Source organism: Ancylobacter moscoviensis, from assembly GCF_007559435.1.
GTDB lineage: Bacteria > Pseudomonadota > Alphaproteobacteria > Rhizobiales > Xanthobacteraceae > Ancylobacter > Ancylobacter moscoviensis.
The window spans coordinates 99,051-116,940 of sequence record NZ_VMBP01000005.1; the positions used below are offsets into that span (position 1 = coordinate 99,051).

Consider the following 17,890-nt stretch of genomic DNA (forward strand, 5'->3'; position numbering starts at 1 on the left):
TCCCTTGCGCATCCATCTCGTCAATCCGAACACCACCCGTTCCATGACCGACAAGATCGCCGCGGCGGCGCGGGCGGTTGCGGCGCCGGGTACGCAGATACTGGCCGCCACCTCGGCCATGGGGCCGGCCTCGATCGAGGGGCATTACGACGATGCCCTCGCCCTTCCCGGCCTGCTGGCCGCAATCGGCGAGGCGGAGGCGCAGGGCGTCGACGCCCATATCATCGCCTGTTTCGACGATACCGGGCTCGACGCGGCGCGCACCCTCGCGCGGGCGCCGGTGGTCGGCATCGGCGAGGCCGGCTACCACATGGCGAGCCTCGTGGCCCATCGCTTCTCGGTGGTGACGACGCTGTCGCGCTCCATCCCGGTCATCGAGGCGAACCTGCTGCGCTCTGGCCTCGACCGGCGCTGCTCGGGCGTGCGCGCCTCCGAGGTCGCGGTGCTGGAGCTGGAGGATCCCGCCTCCGACGCGCGCAGCCGCATCTCCGCCGAGATTGGCCGCGCCGTGCGGGAGGACCGGGCCGAGGCGATCGTGCTCGGCTGCGCCGGCATGGCCGATCTCGCCCGTGCGCTCGGCGAGGAGCATGGCGTGCCGGTGATCGACGGCGTGGCGAGCGCGGTGGCGCTGGCGGAGGGGCTGGTCAGGATCGGCCTCGCGACCTCGAAGGCGGGCGCCTATGCGCCCCCGCGTCCCAAGGCCTATGCCGGCCGGCTGTCGGACTTCGCGCCGCGCGGATGAACTCTCTCGCCGCTAGCCGAGCTTGCGCAGCAGTTTGACGATCTGCTCGCGCTCCTCGGCGTTCAGCGGTTCCAGCGTCGCCTCGGTGATCTCGCGGGCGATCACCACCGCCGCATCCGCCACCTCGCGCCCACGGTCGGACAGCCCGACCGCGCGGCGGCGCCGGTCCAGCGGGTCGTCGGCGGTCAGCACGAAGCCGCGCGCCCGCAGCCGGTCGACGACGCCCTTGATGGTCGCGGCGTCGAGATAGACCAGCCGTCCCAGCCGGTTCTGCGAGCAGGGGCCGGCCTCGCGCAGCTTGGCCAGGGTGGCGAACTGCGGCGGGGTGAGACCCTCGATCATGCGCGCGGCGAACAGCGCCGTGTGCCGCTGGCTGGCGACGCGCATGAGAAAGCCCACCTGTTCGTCGAGCCGGTAGGCATCGACCGACACGGCTCTCTCGTCGGCAGGCTCGTCCGGGCCACCCGCAATCATTGGCCTCTCTTCCCCCCGAAGATAGTCGCCATCGCCGTCATCAGAGCACAGCTGAGCCGGCTCGCAAACGGATGTTTCAAATCTTCGGCCAAACTGGCTAAATTTTTCCGAAGATTCCCGCAGTCTCGGATGCAGCTGCCAGCCCGTCCATGGCTCCCTGCCAGCGCAATTCACCCTGCTCGATGAGATAGGCGCGTTCGCATATCGCCTCGCACAGCGCCGAGTTCTGCTCGGAGATCAGCAGCGACAACCCGCTGGCCTTGAGGCGGAGGAGGGCATCGATCATTTGCTCGACAACAATTGGAGCGACCCCTTCGGAAGGCTCGTCGAGAAGCAGCAGCGCCGGGTCGCCCATCAGCGCGCGGGCGACGGAGAGCATCTGCTGCTCGCCGCCGGACATCTGCCCGCCCGGCCGGTCGAGCATCCCGCCGAGATTGGGAAACAGCGCCACCACCTCCTCCACCGACCAGCGCGGCCCGCGGGGCGCGGCGTCGGAAGCGCCGGTGCGACGGCCGAGGTCCAGATTTTCCGCCACCGTCAGCTCGGTGAAGATACGCCGGTCTTCCGGCACGTAGCCGACGCCCAGACGGGCAATGGCGTGGGTCGGCAGCGCCGCGATGTCCGCGCCGCGCAGCGCGAGGCGCCGCGCCCGCCGGCGCGCCAGCCCGATGATCGCCTTCAGCGTCGTCGACTTGCCCGCGCCGTTGCGCCCCACCAGCGCGACCGCCTCGCCGCGCCCGACCGTCAGCGACAGGCCGAACAGGATCTGCGCCTCGCCATACCAGGCGTCGAGCCCGTCGATCTCCAGCATGGGCGCCATCGCGGTCGGCACGGGGGATGCCGTCATGGCCTCGCCTCCCGTCCCGGCCGCGTACCGCCGAGATAGACCTCGCGCACCAGCGGGTCGCGGCGCACCGCGTCCACCGGCCCGTCGGCGATCAGCCGCCCGCGCGCCAGCACGATGGCGCGGTCGGCATGGCCGAACACCACGTCCATTGAATGCTCGGTGAACAGCACGGCGAGGCCGCGGGCGCGGGTGAGGCGGCGCACCAGCGCGATCATCTCCCGCCGCTCGCCCGCCGCCATGCCGGCGGTCGGCTCGTCCATCAGCAGCAGCTTCGGTTCCCCGGCGAGCGCCATGGCGAGTTCGAGCCGCTTCACGTCGCCATAGGCGAGCGCGGCCGCCGGCCGCTCCGCCTGTGCGCCCATGCCGGTCTGCTCCAGCAGCGCCAGCGCTTCCTCGCGGGCGATGCGGCGGGCCGGATGCCAGAAGCCGAACACCCCGCGCCGGGCGGCGATGAGCGCCATCTGCACGTTCTCCAGCGCGGTCATGGAGGGGAAGACGGCGGCGACCTGGAAGGTCCGCCCCACGCCCAGCCCGGCGATGCGGCGTGGCGGGAGCCCGGTGACGTCGCGACCGAGGATATGCACCGTGCCGGCGTCCGGCCGGAGCTGGCCGTTGACGATGTTGAAGCAGGTCGACTTGCCCGCGCCGTTCGGGCCGATGAGCGCCAGCAGTTCCCCGGCGGCGATCTCGAAGCTCACTCCGTCCAGCGCCCGAACGCCGCCATAGCTCTTGGCGATGCCGCGCACCGCCAGCACGGGGGAGGGCGCGCTCATCGGGCACCTCCCGCGCGGCGCAGCCTCGCCACCCGGCGCAGCCCGCCGGCGATGCCGAAAGGGAACAGCAGCACCAGCACGAGGATGACGAGCCCGAGCAGGGCCCGCCAGTAGTCGGTCTCGCGCATCACCGTGTCCTGCAGCAGGGTGAAGGCGCCGGCGCCCAGCAGGGGCCCCATCAGGCTCTGCACGCCGCCGAGCAGCACCATCACCAGCCCGTCGATCGAGCGTCCCACCGAGATCGCCTCGGGCGAGATCGAGCCCTTGGCGAAGGCGAACAGCCCGCCGGCCGCACCGCACAGCGTGCCGGCGAGCGCGAAGGAGAGCCAGCGCACGCGCGCCACCGGAATGCCGGAGGCCTCAGCCCGCAGGCGCGAATCGCGTCCCGCCCGCAGCGCCAGGCCGAAGGGCGCGAAGACGATCCGCCGGAGCAGCGCCAGCCCGCCGAGCGCTACGGCGAGCGCGGCGAGATAGAGCCCGGCGCGGCTGTCGAACGGCCAGTCCGGCCACACGCCGAACAGGCCGTTGGAGCCGCCCGTCACGTCTTCCCATTGATAGACGATGGACCAGACGATCTGCGCGAAGGCGAGGGTGAGCATGGTGAAATAGACGCCTTCCAGCCGCACGCAGAACCAGCCGAACAGCGCCGCCCCGGCCGCCGCCGTGCCGATGCCGGTGGCGAAGGCGAGCGGGGTGGAAAGGCCGAGCTGCGTCGCGGCGAAGGCGGTGCCGTAGGCGCCGAGGCCGAAATAGGCCGCGTGGCCGAAGGAGGCCATGCCGCCCGGCCCCATGACGAAGTGCAGCGACGCGGCGAACAGCGCGGCGATCACCATGTCGAGCGCCAGCACCGGCGCGTAGCGGAAGAACATGCCGATCAGCGGCATGGCGGCGAACAGCAGGATGGCCGCCAGCACGAGGGCACGTCCGCGCCGGTCGAGCGGCAGGAGCGGCGGCTCGGCTTCTCCCGCCTTCGTGGCCGCCAGGGCCCGGCCGAACAGGCCGTGGGGACGCAGGACGAGGACGACCGCCATGACGAGGAATTCCGCCACCAGCGTCAGCCACGACATGTTGAAGGTGTAACCGGCGATCTCGATCACGCCGAGCGCGGTGCACAGCGCCTTCACCTCGGCCACCAGCACCGCCGCGAGATAGGCGCCCTTGATCGAGCCCATGCCGCCGACCACCACGACGACGAAGGCCTCGCCCAGCACGGAGAGGTCGAGCGACAGGCTGGCCGGTTCCCGCGCCATCTGCAGCGCCCCGCCGAAGCCGGCGATGCCGGCGCCGAGCGCGAAGACGGCGGTGAACAGCAGCGCCTCGTTGATGCCGAGCGCCGCCACCATCTCGCGGTCCTGCGTGGCGGCGCGGATCAGCCGGCCGAAGCGCGTGCGGGTCAGCAGCAGGTGCAGCCCGACCAGCACTACCGGACCGATCAGCGCGAGGAAGACGTCGTATTGCGGCAGCCGCCGGCCGAGCAGTTCCACCGAGCCGGAAAGGCCCGGCGCGCGCGGCCCGAGAATGTCCTCCGGCCCCCACAGGAACAGCGCGGCATCGTTGATGATGAGGAGCAGCGCGAAGGTCGCGAGCAGCTGGTAGAGCTCCGGCGCATTGTAGAGGCGGCGCAGCAGCACTCGTTCCACCGCCGCTCCCAGCAGCGCCACCGCCAGCGTCGCCCCGGCGATGCCGCCCCAGAAGCCGGCCGCGCCGCCGAGGTGCTCGCCCAGCAACGGTGCCAGCGTGACGGCGATATAGAGCCCCAGCATGTAGAACGAGCCATGGGCCATGTTCACGATGCGGGTGACGCCGAAGATGACCGACAGGCCGGCCGCCACGAGGAACAGGCCGGAGGCCGAGGCGAGGCCGTTGACCGCCTGGAACAGGAGGGAATCGAGCGACATCCGTCTACCCGTCGTCGGGGGTCAGTCGGCCGCCGGCCGCAGCTTCCTCACCTCGGCGTCGGAGGGCAGCACGCTGGCGCCGTCGACATAGACGGGGGCGACCATCACCCCTTGCCCGTCCCGGAGCGCCAGCGTGCCGACAAAGGCGCCGATCGTCGCCTGGTGGTCGCTCGCCCGGTAGGTGAAGGGGCCGAACGGCCCGTCGACCTCCAGCCCGGCAAAGGCATCGACCAGCTTCTCGGTGTCCGTGCCGCCCGCCTTGGCGACGCCGGCGGCGATGGACCTGATGGTGGTGTAGCCGACGATCGAGCCGAGCCGTGGCGGCTCGCCATAGGCGTCGACATAGGCCGTGAGGAACGCCTGATGTTCCGGGGTGGTGATGGAGTACCAGGGATAGCCCGTCACCACCCAGCCGACCGGCGCCTCGTCCTTCAGCGGATCGAGATATTCCGGCTCGCCGGAGAGCAGGCTGACCACGAAGGTGCCTTCCAGCGCGCCGCGCGTGTTGGCCTCGCGCACGAACTTGGCGAGGTCGGGGCCGAACAGCACGTTGAACACGGCGTCCGGCTTGGCGTCGGCGAGCGCCTGCGCCACCGGGCCGGCATCGACCTTGCCGAGCGGGGTCGCCTGCTCGGCGACGAACTCGACGTCCGGCTGCGCCGCCCGGAGCAGCGTCTTGAAGGTCTCGGCGGCCGACTGGCCGTATTCGTAGTTGGGGTAGACGATGGCCCAGCGCTTGCGCTTCACCCCGATGGCGGCGGGCATCAGCATCGCCACCTGCATGTAGGTCGAGGGGCGCAGGCGGAAGGTGTAGCGGTTGCCGTCCGCCCAGGTCAGCTTGTCGGTCAGCGGCTCGGCGGCGAGGAAGAACACCTTGCGCCGCTTGGCGAAGTCGGCGACCGCCAGCCCGACATGGGAGAGGAACGTGCCGGCGATGATGTCGGCGCCCTCGCGCGTCACCAGTTCCTCCGCCACGCGGATGGCGTCGCCCGGGTTGCCGCCGTCGTCGCGCGAGATCAGTTCGAGGGGGCGCCCATCGACGCCGCCGGCCTCGTTGATCTGCTTCACGGCGAGCTGCATGCCCTTGCGATAGGGATCGAGGAAGGCGGGCTGTGCCTTGTAGCTGTTCAGCTCGCCGATGCGGATCGGCTCCGCGGCGCGGGCCGGCAAAGCGGGGATGGCGAGGAGGGAAGTCGTGAGCGCCGCGCCGAGCAGCGCCCTGCGCAGGACATTCGAAGGACGCATCACGGCACTCCATTCTGGCACGCCGACGGGGGAAGACAGCGTGCCCGATAACCTATCGCCTCCCCACACGGGGTCCAGTCCCGTCGTCGCATGGATGGCGCCTACGGGCCGATCTCGACCTCCGGCTCGCGCGCGGGCCTGGCGCGGCGCGAGGCGATGAGCGCGCCTCCGACGATGAGGGCGGCGCCGACGAGCGTGCTGATCGCCGGAATCTCGCCGAAGGCCAGCAGCCCGATGAACAGCGCCCAGACGAAGGCAGTGTATTCCAGCACGCCGAGCCGGCTGGCGTCGGCGCGGCCATAGGCCCAGGCCATGCACAGGTGCCCGGCGGTGCCGAGCATGCCGATGCCGAGGAAGAGGAAGATCTCGCTGCCCGTCGGTGCCGTCCACTGGGCGATGCCGAGCGGTGCCACCAGCACGCCGGCGAAGCTGTTCTGCAGCAGCACGATGGTGGGCAGCGGGTCGCGCGCCGCCCGGCTCTTCAGCACCACCATGGACAGCGCATAGGTCACGGCGGCGCCGAGCGCGGCGGCGAGGCCGAGGGCGTTGGCCGCCTCCTCGCCGGTGTGGCTCAGTTCGTTCCACAGCACCACCAGCACGCCGGCGAAGCCGAGCACCAGCGCGACGAAGATGGACCTGCCCGGCCGCTCGCCGAGAATCACCGCCGCGAACAGGGCGATGAAGATCGGCGAGGTGAAGGAGAGCGCCAGCGCCACCGCCAGCGGCAGCGAGGCGAGCGAGTAGAAGAAGGTCAGCGAGGTGAGCGCCACTACCACCGAGCGCCAGGCATGCGGGGTCAGCGTGGCGCGATTCGGCCAGGGCGTGCGCGTGGCGCGGAAGACGAGATAGGCCACCAGCGCACCGAAGGCGTAGCGCATGGTCGCGATCTGTCCCACGGCATGTTCGGTGGCGGCGTGTTTCACCAGCCCGTCCATGACCGACAGAAAGCCGATGCCGGTCACCGCCACGAGAGCGGGGCCGACCTGGAAGCGGAACATGGGATCAGCTTTCGATGGGGACTGGACGGGAAGGATTGGGCGCGCCGGCTGCCGTCAGCGCCAGCCGGTAGGGGTATTCCCAGGTGTCGGAGAGGTCGTGAAGCTCGCGGGCACCCGGCTGGCGCTGGAAGCCGCAGCGCTCATAGAAGCGGTGGGCGTCGGTGAAGCGCGTATCGGTCCACAGCCGGATTTCCGGCGCGCCGGCCGCCTCGGCATGGGCGAAGGCGTGCTCGAACAGGACGCGGGCGACGCCGCGCCGGCGGGCGGTACGGGCCACGTAGACCTTGAACAGCTCCATCGCCCCGGCCGGCGCGTCCTCGTTGGCGCTGGGGGCGACGGCGAGCGAGCCGATCACGTCGGGTCCGCTCTGCGCCACCCAGATGATGCCGCCGCGCCCGGCGAAGTGAGTCGCGACGGCGTCGAGCTCGGGAAATTCGGCGGCACGGTCGAAGATGCAGCCGTCATATTCGGAAAAGGCGGCCTCGATCAGCGCCGCAATGGCATCGCCATCGGCATCCGTTGCCGGTCGAATCAGGAAATCGGTCACGTCGGTCACTCCGGCCGGCGCTCGCCCCGTTTTTCCCGGTATGCGGGTGGGGAGGGGTTCGACGTCGCGGCGCGGGCGGACTATGTTCGGCTGGCCTTCTGGCGTAAAGCTCAATCATTATGCTGAAGTAGGAATCTGAAGTGACGGCCGGGCGCTTCATCCACGCTCCTCCGTCCCGCAGCCATCCGTCCCGGAGTGCTCAATGAACGCATCCCACCGTGTCGTCCGTCTGGCGCTCGCCGCCGCCGCTGCCGCTGTCGTCGCCGGCTGCGCCACCCAGCAGGCGGCTCCGCCGGCGCCCGCCCGGCCGCAGTTCACCTCGCCGATCTCCGCCCAGCAGGTGGTCGGCAAGTGGGGACTCGCCGCCTATCACCGGCAGGAGGACGCGACGCGTACCGAGGCGCAGGCGCGGCAGGGCTGCCGCCAGCCCTACGTCATCAACGCCGGCCCCTCGGGTGGCTTCATGATGTATCTGGCCGACGACGCCCAGGCGTCGGAAGTGGTGTCCAAGCAGGTCGGCACCGGCCCGACCTTCATCGGCCTGCCGGACGAGCCGGCCGGCGCCAAGTCCGACCGCGAGGTGCTGCGCTTCGACGGCCAGATCATGGTGCTCAAGTGGATGGACCCGGAAGTCGCCGGCCGCTACGGCACCATGGTCTATGTCCGCTGCCCGTAGGCCGGCGCGGGACTGACGCGCCCTCACGGGAAGCGCTTGCGCGCAAACGCTTCCCGACAAATGCTTGCCGGCGCCTCCGGGAAAGGTTTCGTTAACCATACGGCATCAACCTGTGGTTAATTCCCCGGGGGTGCTGCATGCGCGGTGATTCGAGCCTCGTTCCGTTACGTCCTTTCCCGCGTTCGCGAGTTCTTCGCGGCCTGTGCGTGGCGGCCTTCGCCGGGCTCGCGTTGGCGGCCGGCGGCGCGGCACTCTCGCCGGCGGCGGCGCAGAGCGGCGTCTACGGCTACCAGTCCTCCTACCAGCTCTATTCGCGCGCGGCGGCGGCCGGCGGCTCCGCCTGGCGGCCGGGTTCCGCCCCGGTCTATCCCTCCGGCACCGTCCATCCCTCTGGCGGCTATGGCGTCTACGGCAATGGCAACGGGCGCGCCGCCTATGGCGCTGCCCCGCCCGCAGGCCGCACTGGCGCCGATGCCGGCGGCTTCGAGGCCGCGGCTGCGGCGGCGGGCCCGGCCCGGGCGGCCACCGCCGGCGCGGCGCGCGGCGCGACCCGACCCTCCGCGGCGGTCGGCCGGGCGGTCGCCCCTGCTGCCGATCCCGAGCCGGCCAGCTACGCCGACGAGCCGGACGACGACTATTATGACGACGCCGCACCGCCGCTTCCGGTGCATCGCGCCTCGGTGGGCGCGCGCGGCGTCGACCGCAAGTTCGACCGCCACACGGTGCGCTACACCAGCTCCGATCCGGCCGGCACCGTCATTGTCGATACCGGCGCGCGCTTCCTCTACCTGATCCAGGGCAACGGCACCGCGGTGCGCTACGGCATCGGCGTCGGCAAGGAAGGCTTCCAGTGGTCGGGCAGCGAGCGCATCAGCCGCAAGGCCGAATGGCCGGAATGGCGCCCGCCGTCCGAGATGATCGACCGCCGTCCCGATCTGCCGCGCGTCATGCCTGGCGGCGAGGACAACCCGCTCGGCGCCCGCGCGCTCTATCTCGGCAACACGCTCTACCGAATCCACGGCTCGAACGAACCGGACACCATCGGGCAGGCCGTCTCCTCGGGTTGCATCCGCATGCGCAACCAGGACGTCATCGACCTCTACAACCGCGTCCGCGTCGGCACGCTGGTGCGGGTGATCTGAGCCGGCCTGACGCTCCGGCCGAGGCTCCGCTGGTCGGCGCGATACCGCGCCCCGTCCACCGCATGGCTGCCCCGTAACCACGTCCCGGCCCGCCGCTTGGATGCGCGCGGCCTCTCCGCTATGGTCCGCCCCGATTTCGGATCGAACGCGGGAGCCGCGAGCAGATGGCTGCGGACAATTTGGCCGACGGCGGCGCTGCCGACACCCATTTCGGCTTCCGGACCGTGCCGCTGGGCGAGAAGCAGCGCATGGTCGACGAGGTCTTCCACTCGGTCGCGCGCCGCTACGACCTGATGAACGACCTCATGTCGCTCGGCCTGCACCGGGCGTGGAAGGACCTTTTGGTCTCGCGCCTGCGCCCGCCGAAGAACGGCCGCTCCTTCAAGCTGCTGGACGTGGCCGGCGGCACCGGCGACGTCTCCTTCCGCACCGTCGAGGCGGGCGGGGCGGGCACCAGCGCCACCGTGGCGGACATCAATGGCGGCATGCTGGGCGTCGGCCGCGAGCGCGCCGCTGCGCTCGGTCTCGCCGACCGGGTGGAGTTCGTCGAGGCGAACGCCGAATCGCTGCCTTTCGCCGACCGCAGCTTCGACGCCGCCACCATCGCCTTCGGCATCCGCAACGTGCCGCGCATGGACAAGGCGCTTTCCGAGATGCGCCGCGTGCTCAAGCCCGGCGGGCGCTGCTTCGTGCTGGAGTTCTCGCGCGTCGACGTGCCCGGCCTCGACGCCGTCTACGACGCCTATTCCTTCAAGCTGATCCCCGGCATCGGCCGGCTCGTCACCGGCGACGCCGATTCCTACCAGTATCTCGTCGAATCGATCCGCAAGTTTCCGTCGCCGGAAGCCTTTGCCGATCTGATGCGCGGTGCCGGATTCAAGCGTGTCGACTGGACGCCGCTCACCGGCGGCATCGTCGCGTTGCATTCCGGCGTGCGGATCTGACGGCGTGGCCAGCCCCTTCGGTGATTATCTGCGTCTCGCCCGTGCCGCCTTCGTGCTGGCACGCGAAGGTGTGGCCTCGCGCATCGATCCGGCCATGCGCCCGCCCGGTTCCGAGCCGCTCTTCGCCGCCGCGAAGCTCATCGAGCGGCGCGGCCCGGCGTCGAGCGCCGCCCGCATCGGCGCCGCCCTGTCGCGGCTCGGGCCGTCCTATGTGAAGCTCGGCCAGTTCCTGGCGACGCGGCCGGATGTGGTCGGCCCGCAGCTTGCCCGCGACCTCGAGCTGCTGCAGGACCGCATGCCGGCCTTCCCGCAGGAGATTGCGGAGGCGACTATCGCCCGCAATTTCGACCGGCCGGCGCTGGAGATCTACGGCACCTTCGGCCCGGCGCTCGCCGCCGCCTCCATCGCACAGGTGCATCAGGGCGAGGTCGTCGATCCCGAGGGAACGACGCGCCGCGTCGCGGTGAAGGTGCTGCGCCCGGATGTGCAGCGCCGCTTCCGCATCGACCTGTCCTCCTTCTACCGCGCCGCCCGGCTCGGCGAGCACAGCTCGCCCGAGGGGCGCCGGCTCCGGCTGGTCGCGGTCGTCGACACGCTTGCCCGCTCGGTGTCGATGGAGATGGACCTGCGTCTGGAGGCCGCCGCGCTTTCCGAGCTCGCCCAGAACACCGGCGAGGACGAGGATTTCCGCGTCCCGGCGGTGGATTGGGACCGTACCGGCCGCGAGGTGCTGACCACCGAGTGGATCGACGGCATCAAGCTCAACGATCTCGATGCGCTGCGTGCCGCCGGCCACGACTTGCCGCGCCTCGGCCGCATCGTGATGCAGTCCTTCCTGCGCCACGCGCTGCGCGACGGCTTCTTCCACGCCGACATGCACCCCGGCAATCTCTTCGTCGACGCCGACGGCAAGCTGGTGGCGGTGGATTGCGGCATCATGGGCCGCCTCGGCCCCAAGGAGCGCCGCTTCCTCGCCGAGATCCTCTACGGCTTCATCACCCGCAACTGGCTGCGCACCGCGCAGGTGCATTTCGAAGCGGGCTATGTGCCCGAGCACCATTCGGTGGAGGATTTCGCGCAGGCCATCCGCGCCATCGGCGAGCCCATCTATTCGCGCCGCGCCGACCAGATCTCCATGGCCAAGCTGCTCACCCTGCTGTTCGAGGTGACGGCGCTGTTCGACATGAAGACGCGGCCGGAGCTGCTGCTCCTGCAGAAGACCATGGTCGTGGTCGAGGGCGTCGCGCGCAATCTCGATCCGCAGCTCGACATGTGGAAGACCTCCGAGCCGGTGGTCCGCAGCTGGATCGAGCGCAATCTCGGTCCCGTGGGGCGGATGGAGGAGGTGGCCGGCGGGCTCGGCGCGCTCGGCCGCTCGCTCCAGTCGCTGCCGGACCTCGTGGCGCAGGGCCAGCGCATCGCCGCCCAGCTCGACGCCGCCACGCGCGACGGCCTCGCCCTGGCGCCGGAGACCACCGAGGCCATCGGCCGCGCCGAAGGCCGGGGCAATCGCTGGATGACGGTGGCGCTGTGGGTGATCGCCGCGCTGCTGGCCGGGCACCTGCTTTTTTGAGCGCCGGTGTGTCTCGGCCGGACGCGATCCGGCATGTTTGGCTTTTTGCGGAAGTTTGCGGCTAGGCTATAGGGGCAGGCCAACCGGTCGCGGGGACAGTGCATGCTCGCTCAGAAGCGCATTCTGCTGATCATCGGCGGCGGCATCGCCGCCTATAAGAGCCTCGATCTCATCCGCCGGCTGAGCGAGCGCGGGGCCGCGGTGCGCGTCGTCATGACCGAGGCGGCGCAGCACTTCGTCACCCCGCTGGCGGCCGGTGCGCTCAGCCATGACCGGGTGTTCACCGACCTCTTCGACCGCGAGGCCGAGCACGATATCGGCCATATCCGCCTGTCGCGCGAGGCCGACCTCATCATCGTCGCCCCCGCCACCGCCGACCTTCTGGCGAAGATGGCGCACGGCTTCGCCGACGATCTCGCCACCTGCGTACTGCTCGCCAGCGACAAGAAGGTGCTCGTCGCCCCGGCGATGAACCCGCAGATGTGGGCGCATGCCGCCACCCGCCGCAACGCGGCGCGGCTCGCCGCCGACGGCGTCGCCTTCGTCGGTCCCAATGCCGGCGCGATGGCCGAGCGCGGCGAGAACGGGCCGGGACGCATGGCCGAGCCGCTGGAGATCGTCGCCGCCGCCACGCGCCTGCTGGTGCCCTCGGGTCCGCTGACCGGGCGGCACATCCTCGTCACCTCCGGCCCGACGCACGAGCCCATCGATCCCGTGCGCTACATCGCCAACCGTTCCTCCGGCAAGCAGGGCCACGCCATCGCCGCCGCCGCCGCCCGTGCCGGCGCGCAGGTCACGCTCGTCTCCGGCCCGGTGAACCTGCCGGATCCCATCGGGGTCGAGGTGCGCCATGTCGAGAGCGCCCGCGACATGCTGGCGGCGGTGGAAGCCGCCCTGCCGGCGGATGCCGCCGTCTTCGCCGCCGCCGTGGCCGACTGGCGGGCGGCCAGCGCCGCCGGCGAGAAGATGAAGAAGGACGGCAATGCCATTCCTCCGCTCGCTCTCGCCGAGAATCCGGACATCCTCGCCACCGTCTCGCACCTGTCGAACCGCCGCCCGCGCCTCGTCGTCGGCTTCGCCGCGGAGACCGAGAACGTCATCGCCTATGCGCAGGCCAAGCGCGCCCGCAAGGGCTGCGACTGGATCGTCGCCAACGACGTTTCCCAGCGCAGCGGCATCCCCGGCGGGGTGATGGGCGGCGACAGCAACGCGGTGCATTTCATCACCGCCGAGGCCGTCGAGCACTGGCCGGAGGCCTCCAAGACCGAGGTGGCCGAACGCCTCGTCGCCCGCATCGCGGCCACCTTCGGCCCGCTGGAGACCGTCTCGTGAGTGCAAGCGCCGTGAGCCCCCGCGTCCCCGTCCTCGTCCTCCCGCACGGCGAGGGCCTGCCTCTTCCCGACTACGCGACGGAAGGCTCCGCCGGCCTCGACCTCATCGCCGCGCTGCCCGAGGACGCGCCGCTGACCCTCGCCCCGCTCGCCCGCGCCGCCGTGCCGACCGGCCTGTGCCTCGCCTTGCCGGAAGGCTACGAGGCGCAGGTGCGCCCGCGCTCCGGCCTCGCCCTCAAGCAGGGTCTGACGGTGCTCAACGCGCCCGGCACGGTCGATTCCGACTATCGCGGCGAGGTGAAGGTACTGCTGATCAACCTCAGCGACGCGCCCGTCGTGCTGGAGCGCGGCCAGCGCATCGCCCAGATGGTGGTGGCGCCGGTGACCCGGATTAAGCTGGTCGAAACCGGGAATTTGAACGAAACAACACGCGGTAGCGGTGGATTCGGTTCGACGGGGCTCGACGGGCGGCAAATATCGCGGTAGCCAGAGGTCATGCCGCGTCTGTCCGACAAAAGTCTCCTCGCCATTGCCGCCGTCGTCGACGTCGCGCTGCACGCGCGCGGCATGCCGGTGGCCGCCAAGGCGCTGGCCGCCCGCCACGAGCTGCCGCCCCGCCATCTCGAGCCCGTCCTGCAGGCGCTGGTCCATGCCGGCGTGCTCAAGGGCGTGCGCGGCCCGCGCGGCGGCTACGAGCTGGCGCGCGAGCGCCGGCGCATCACCGTGGCGGAGGTCGTCCGGGTGGTGGAAGCGGAGAGCGACGAGGCGCTCGACAGCTTCCCGCCCATCGTGCGCGATATCGTCCAGCCCGCCGTCGCGGAGGCGGAGCGGGCCTTCGAGGCGGCGCTCGACGCGGTGACCGTCGAGGACCTCTGTCGCTCGGCGGCACAGAACACGCTGCGCAAGGGTTTGCCGGAAGGCATAGATTTTACGATCTAAAACTGTTCAAATTTTGTTTTCTCGACTTGATGTCGTGAATATGGTAGCCCTGCCGGCGAAAACCGTTCGCCAATAACGGGCTAGGGCGAAGGCCCCGGCCCCCGCTTGCTGGAGGCACCCAATGGCCGAGACCGCCCTGAAGACCCCGCCCGCCGAAAAGGTCGGCCGTGGCCGCGTTTACAACTCCATCACGGAGACCATCGGCAACACGCCGCTGGTGCAGCTCAACCGGCTGCCCGCGGAACGGGGCGTGAAGGCGCGCATCCTCGCCAAGCTCGAATTCTTCAACCCGATCGGCAGCGTGAAGGACCGCATCGGCGTCTCGATGATCCAGTCGCTGGAAGAGGCGGGGGTGATCCGTCCCGGCACGGTGCTGGTTGAGCCCACCTCCGGCAACACCGGCATCGCGCTCGCCTTTGTCGCCGCCGCCCATGGCTACCGCCTCATCTTGGTGATGCCGGAATCGATGTCGGTCGAGCGCCGCAAGATGCTGGCCCTGCTCGGCGCCGAGCTGGTGCTCACCCCGGCGGCGCAGGGCATGCGCGGCGCCGTCGCCCGCGCCGAGGAGCTGGTGAAGGAACTGCCGGACGCCATCATCCCGCAGCAGTTCCGCAATCCCGCCAATCCGGCCGTCCACCGCCGCACCACGGCCGAGGAGATCTGGAACGACACCCAGGGCGAGGTCGACGTGGTCGTCGCCGGCGTCGGCACGGGCGGCACCATCACCGGCCTCGGCCAGGTGCTCAAGCCGCGCAAGCCGGGGCTGCGCATCGTCGCCGTCGAGCCGGAGGACAGCCCGGTGCTGTCCGGCGGCCAGCCCGGCCCGCACAAGATCCAGGGCATCGGCGCCGGCTTCGTGCCGGAGGTGCTCGACCGCTCGGTGATCGACGAGGTGGTGACGGTCGGCAACCAGACCGCCTTCGAGACCGCCCGCGCCATCGCGCGGCTGGAAGGCATCCCGGTCGGCATCTCCTCGGGCGCGGCCATCGCGGCGGCGCTGGAGGTCGGCGCGCGTCCGGAAAACGAAGGCAAGACCATCGTCGTCATCATCCCGTCCTTCGCCGAACGCTACCTTTCTACTCCGCTCTTCGAGGGGCTCTGACACTTCGGGCGGCCGGCGGCGCCTCCGGCCCTTCTAGTGCGACTCCCGCTTCGGTAAAGTCTCGGTGATTCGGTGTTCGTCCGCGAGGCGTGCACCGGCCGAGGGGACGGCAGTCGGCAAGGGGAGGCGGGCGCGGATGGCGCATCCGGCCGGCAAGGGCGGAGCTGGTAACGGAAGCTGGGGCGAAGGGCGCCGCGCGGCGCGCGCCGTCGCCCTGTCCGGCCTCGCGCTCCCGTCCCTGCTCAGTTCCGGCGCCCTCGCGCAGGCCGCGCCTCCCGCCTCGTCGGAGGTCTTCGCCGTCCTCGCGGTGCAGGAGCCGAGCACGCTGATCGGCCTTGCTCTGGTCGTCGGCCTCATCGTCTTCGCCACCACCACCGCCATCGTCCATCTGCGTTTCCGCCGCCAGTCGCTGCACCGCGAGGCCGAGGCGTTCGGCGAGATTTCCCGGCTCGAAGCCCAGATCGACGAGGCACGCGCCCTGCTGATGGCCGAGCCGCAGATCGTCGTCGTCTGGCGCGATCCCGCCGCCGATCCCGAGGTCATCGGCAACACCCCCGCCTTCACCGGCGTCGCCGCCCCCGCCCGCATCCTCGCCTTCGGCTCCTGGCTCACGCCGGCCTCGGCGCGCGAGATCGAGGCGGCGGTGGACCGTCTGCGCAGCCGTGGCACGCCGCTCGCCGCCACCCTCGCCACGCAGGACGGCCGTTTCGTCGAGGTGGACGGGCGCCCCGTCGGCTCGGCCGTGGTGCTGCGCCTGCGCGACATCACCGGCGTGCGGCTCGATCAGGCGCGCCTGCAGGAAGCCTATCGCGCTCTCGATGAGGAAAGCTCGGCGATGCGCACCCTGCTCGACGCGCTCCCCGCGCCGGTCTGGATCGGCGGGGAGGGCGGCCGGCTGCGCTGGAGCAACGCCGCCTATGCGCATGCGGTGGAAGCCCGGGACGGGCAGGACGCCGCGCTTCGCGACCTTTCGCTGCTCGATCAGCAGAGCCGTGCCCAGGCGCAGAAGGCGCATGCCGCCTATCTGCCCTTCAAGGCGCGCCTGCCGGTGGTCGTCGCCGGCTCGCGCCACGTGCTCGACGTGCTGGAGGTTCCCGCCGGCGGTGGCGCGGCCGGCATCGCGCTCGATGCGACGGAAGCCGAAACGGTGCGGGCCGAGCTTGCCCATGTCGTCGGTGCGCACCGGCGCACGCTGGACCAGCTTGCCACCGCCGTGGCGATCTTCGGCGCCGACCAGCGCCTCGTCTTCCACAACGCCGCCTATGCCAGCCTGTTCGAGCTCGATCCGGCCTTCCTCGACGACCGCCCGACCGACGGCGCGGTGCTCGACCGGCTGCGCGCCGCCCGCCGCCTGCCCGAACAGGCGGATTTCCGCGTGTGGCGCGAGGATCTGCATTCCGCCTACCGCGCCATCGAGCCGCGCGAGCACTGGTGGCACCTGCCGGGCGGGCGCACGCTGCGCGTCGTCACGGCGCCGAACCCCGAAGGCGGCATCACCTATCTGTTCGACGAGGTGACGGAGCGCCTCGCGCTGGAAAGTCGCTACAATTCGCTCACCCGCATCCAGAGCGAGACGCTGGACGCGCTGGCCGAGGCCGTGGCGGTGTTCGGCAGCGACGGCCGGCTCGGTCTCTCCAATTCCGCTTTCGGCCGGCTCTGGCACCTCGACGCGGCCATGCTCGATTCCCATCCGCACATCGACGCCGTGGCGCAGGCGTGCCGGCCGCTCACCACCGATGTTTCCGTGTGGACGCGGCTCGGCGCCGCCGTCACCGGCATCGAGGCGCGCGTGCCGATGGAATTCCGCATGGAGCGCAGCGACGGCACGATCCTCGACGGCTCCACCCAGCCGCTGCCGGACGGCGGCACGCTGGTCACGCTGCGCGACGTCACCGACACCGTGCATGTCGAGCGCGCGCTGGTGGAGCGCAACGAGGCGCTCGTCGCCGCCGACCACCTCAAGAGCACCTTCGTCAGCCACGTCTCCTACGAGCTGCGCTCACCGCTCACCACCATCATCGGCTTCGCGCAGCTCCTCGACGACACCGGCATCGGCCCGCTCAACACCAAGCAGCGCGCCTATGTGAACCACATCACCGAGAGCTCGGCGGCGCTGCTCGCCATCATCAATGACATTCTCGACCTCGCCACCATCGACGCCGGCGCCATGGCTCTCGACCTCGCCGATGTCGATGTGCGGGCGGCGATGGAAGCGGCCGCCGAGGGCGTGCGCGACCGTCTTGCCGAGGGTGGCATCCGCTTGTCCATCGAGCTGCAGAACGCCGCCGGCAGCTTCCGTGCCGATGCCAAGCGGGTGCGGCAGATCCTCTACAATCTGCTGTCGAACGCCGTCGGTTTCGCGCCGGAGGGGTCCGCCGTCACGCTCTCGGCCGAGCGCCGCGACGACAAGGTGATCTTCCGGGTCCGCGACATGGGGCCGGGCATTCCGCCGGAGATCGGCGCCCGCATCTTCGACCGCTTCGAGAGCCACACGGCCGGCTCGCGCCATCGCGGCGTCGGGCTCGGGCTGTCCATCGTCCGGTCGCTGGTGGCGCTGCATGGCGGCACGGTGAGCATCGCCCCGGCGCAGGGCGGCGGCACGCTCGTCACCTGCACCTTCCCGCTGGAAGCCGGCGCGAGCCGGGACGCGGCGGAGTAA

Annotated in this window: 17 protein-coding genes; 10 read left to right on the plus strand and 7 right to left on the minus strand. The window is 71.0% G+C overall.

What is annotated here, in order from left to right; all coding sequences use genetic code 11:
- Positions 1-4 precede the first annotated feature (4 nt).
- Positions 5-742, plus strand: a complete 738-nt coding sequence (locus FO470_RS15155) for an aspartate/glutamate racemase family protein (RefSeq protein ID WP_144343822.1) — start codon at positions 5-7, stop codon at positions 740-742.
- Positions 743-754: 12 nt separating this feature from the next.
- On the opposite strand, the gene FO470_RS15160 is transcribed toward FO470_RS15155, so the two are convergent.
- The 7 genes from FO470_RS15160 to FO470_RS15190 all read right to left on the minus strand — a co-directional run bounded on the left by FO470_RS15160 (position 755) and on the right by FO470_RS15190 (position 7,524).
- Positions 755-1,216, minus strand: a complete 462-nt coding sequence (locus FO470_RS15160; protein WP_144343823.1) for a MarR family winged helix-turn-helix transcriptional regulator — start codon at positions 1,214-1,216, stop codon at positions 755-757.
- Positions 1,217-1,313: 97 nt separating this feature from the next.
- Complete coding sequence (locus FO470_RS15165) at positions 1,314-2,063, minus strand: ABC transporter ATP-binding protein (RefSeq protein ID WP_246659606.1); 750 nt, start codon at positions 2,061-2,063, stop codon at positions 1,314-1,316.
- A complete protein-coding gene (locus FO470_RS15170) occupies positions 2,060-2,836 on the minus strand; it encodes an ABC transporter ATP-binding protein (protein ID WP_144343824.1) in 777 nt (258 codons plus the stop codon). Before FO470_RS15170 ends, FO470_RS15165 begins: the two co-directional genes overlap by 4 nt.
- Positions 2,833-4,734: an ABC transporter permease gene (locus tag FO470_RS15175; RefSeq protein WP_144343825.1), complete on the minus strand. Its 1,902-nt coding sequence runs from the start codon at positions 4,732-4,734 to the stop codon at positions 2,833-2,835. Before FO470_RS15175 ends, FO470_RS15170 begins: the two co-directional genes overlap by 4 nt.
- Before the next feature lie 21 nt (positions 4,735-4,755).
- Positions 4,756-5,979: an ABC transporter substrate-binding protein gene (locus tag FO470_RS15180; protein WP_144343826.1), complete on the minus strand. Its 1,224-nt coding sequence runs from the start codon at positions 5,977-5,979 to the stop codon at positions 4,756-4,758.
- Between the two features lie 101 nt (positions 5,980-6,080).
- On the minus strand, positions 6,081-6,977 hold the full coding sequence (locus FO470_RS15185; protein WP_144343827.1) for a DMT family transporter: 897 nt from the start codon (positions 6,975-6,977) through the stop codon (positions 6,081-6,083).
- A 4-nt stretch (positions 6,978-6,981) separates the two neighbouring features.
- Positions 6,982-7,524: a GNAT family N-acetyltransferase gene (locus FO470_RS15190; RefSeq protein WP_144343828.1), complete on the minus strand. Its 543-nt coding sequence runs from the start codon at positions 7,522-7,524 to the stop codon at positions 6,982-6,984.
- Positions 7,525-7,726: 202 nt separating this feature from the next.
- Between FO470_RS15190 and FO470_RS15195 the strand changes: the two genes are divergently transcribed.
- The 9 genes from FO470_RS15195 (at position 7,727) to FO470_RS15235 (ending at position 17,890) form a co-directional block, all read left to right on the plus strand.
- A complete protein-coding gene (locus FO470_RS15195) occupies positions 7,727-8,200 on the plus strand; it encodes a hypothetical protein (RefSeq protein ID WP_144343829.1) in 474 nt (157 codons plus the stop codon).
- A gap of 206 nt (positions 8,201-8,406) precedes the next feature.
- Positions 8,407-9,342 carry a L,D-transpeptidase gene (locus FO470_RS15200; protein WP_246659607.1) on the plus strand — a complete coding sequence of 312 codons (936 nt, stop codon included), beginning with the start codon at positions 8,407-8,409 and terminating at the stop codon, positions 9,340-9,342.
- A 164-nt stretch (positions 9,343-9,506) separates the two neighbouring features.
- A complete protein-coding gene (gene ubiE, locus FO470_RS15205) occupies positions 9,507-10,286 on the plus strand; it encodes a bifunctional demethylmenaquinone methyltransferase/2-methoxy-6-polyprenyl-1,4-benzoquinol methylase UbiE (RefSeq protein ID WP_144343831.1) in 780 nt (259 codons plus the stop codon).
- A gap of 4 nt (positions 10,287-10,290) precedes the next feature.
- Positions 10,291-11,859, plus strand: a complete 1,569-nt coding sequence (ubiB, locus tag FO470_RS15210; RefSeq protein ID WP_144343832.1) for a 2-polyprenylphenol 6-hydroxylase — start codon at positions 10,291-10,293, stop codon at positions 11,857-11,859.
- 102 nt (positions 11,860-11,961) lie between these two features.
- Positions 11,962-13,191: a bifunctional phosphopantothenoylcysteine decarboxylase/phosphopantothenate--cysteine ligase CoaBC gene (gene coaBC, locus FO470_RS15215; protein ID WP_144343833.1), complete on the plus strand. Its 1,230-nt coding sequence runs from the start codon at positions 11,962-11,964 to the stop codon at positions 13,189-13,191.
- A gap of 11 nt (positions 13,192-13,202) precedes the next feature.
- Positions 13,203-13,676 (plus strand): dUTP diphosphatase, encoded by a 474-nt coding sequence (dut, locus tag FO470_RS15220; RefSeq protein WP_144344066.1) that lies wholly within the window; start codon positions 13,203-13,205, stop codon positions 13,674-13,676.
- A gap of 9 nt (positions 13,677-13,685) precedes the next feature.
- Positions 13,686-14,129 (plus strand): RrF2 family transcriptional regulator, encoded by a 444-nt coding sequence (locus FO470_RS15225; RefSeq protein WP_144343834.1) that lies wholly within the window; start codon positions 13,686-13,688, stop codon positions 14,127-14,129.
- A gap of 121 nt (positions 14,130-14,250) precedes the next feature.
- On the plus strand, positions 14,251-15,231 hold the full coding sequence (cysK, locus tag FO470_RS15230; protein WP_144343835.1) for a cysteine synthase A: 981 nt from the start codon (positions 14,251-14,253) through the stop codon (positions 15,229-15,231).
- 136 nt (positions 15,232-15,367) lie between these two features.
- Positions 15,368-17,890: a sensor histidine kinase gene (locus FO470_RS15235; protein WP_144343836.1), complete on the plus strand. Its 2,523-nt coding sequence runs from the start codon at positions 15,368-15,370 to the stop codon at positions 17,888-17,890.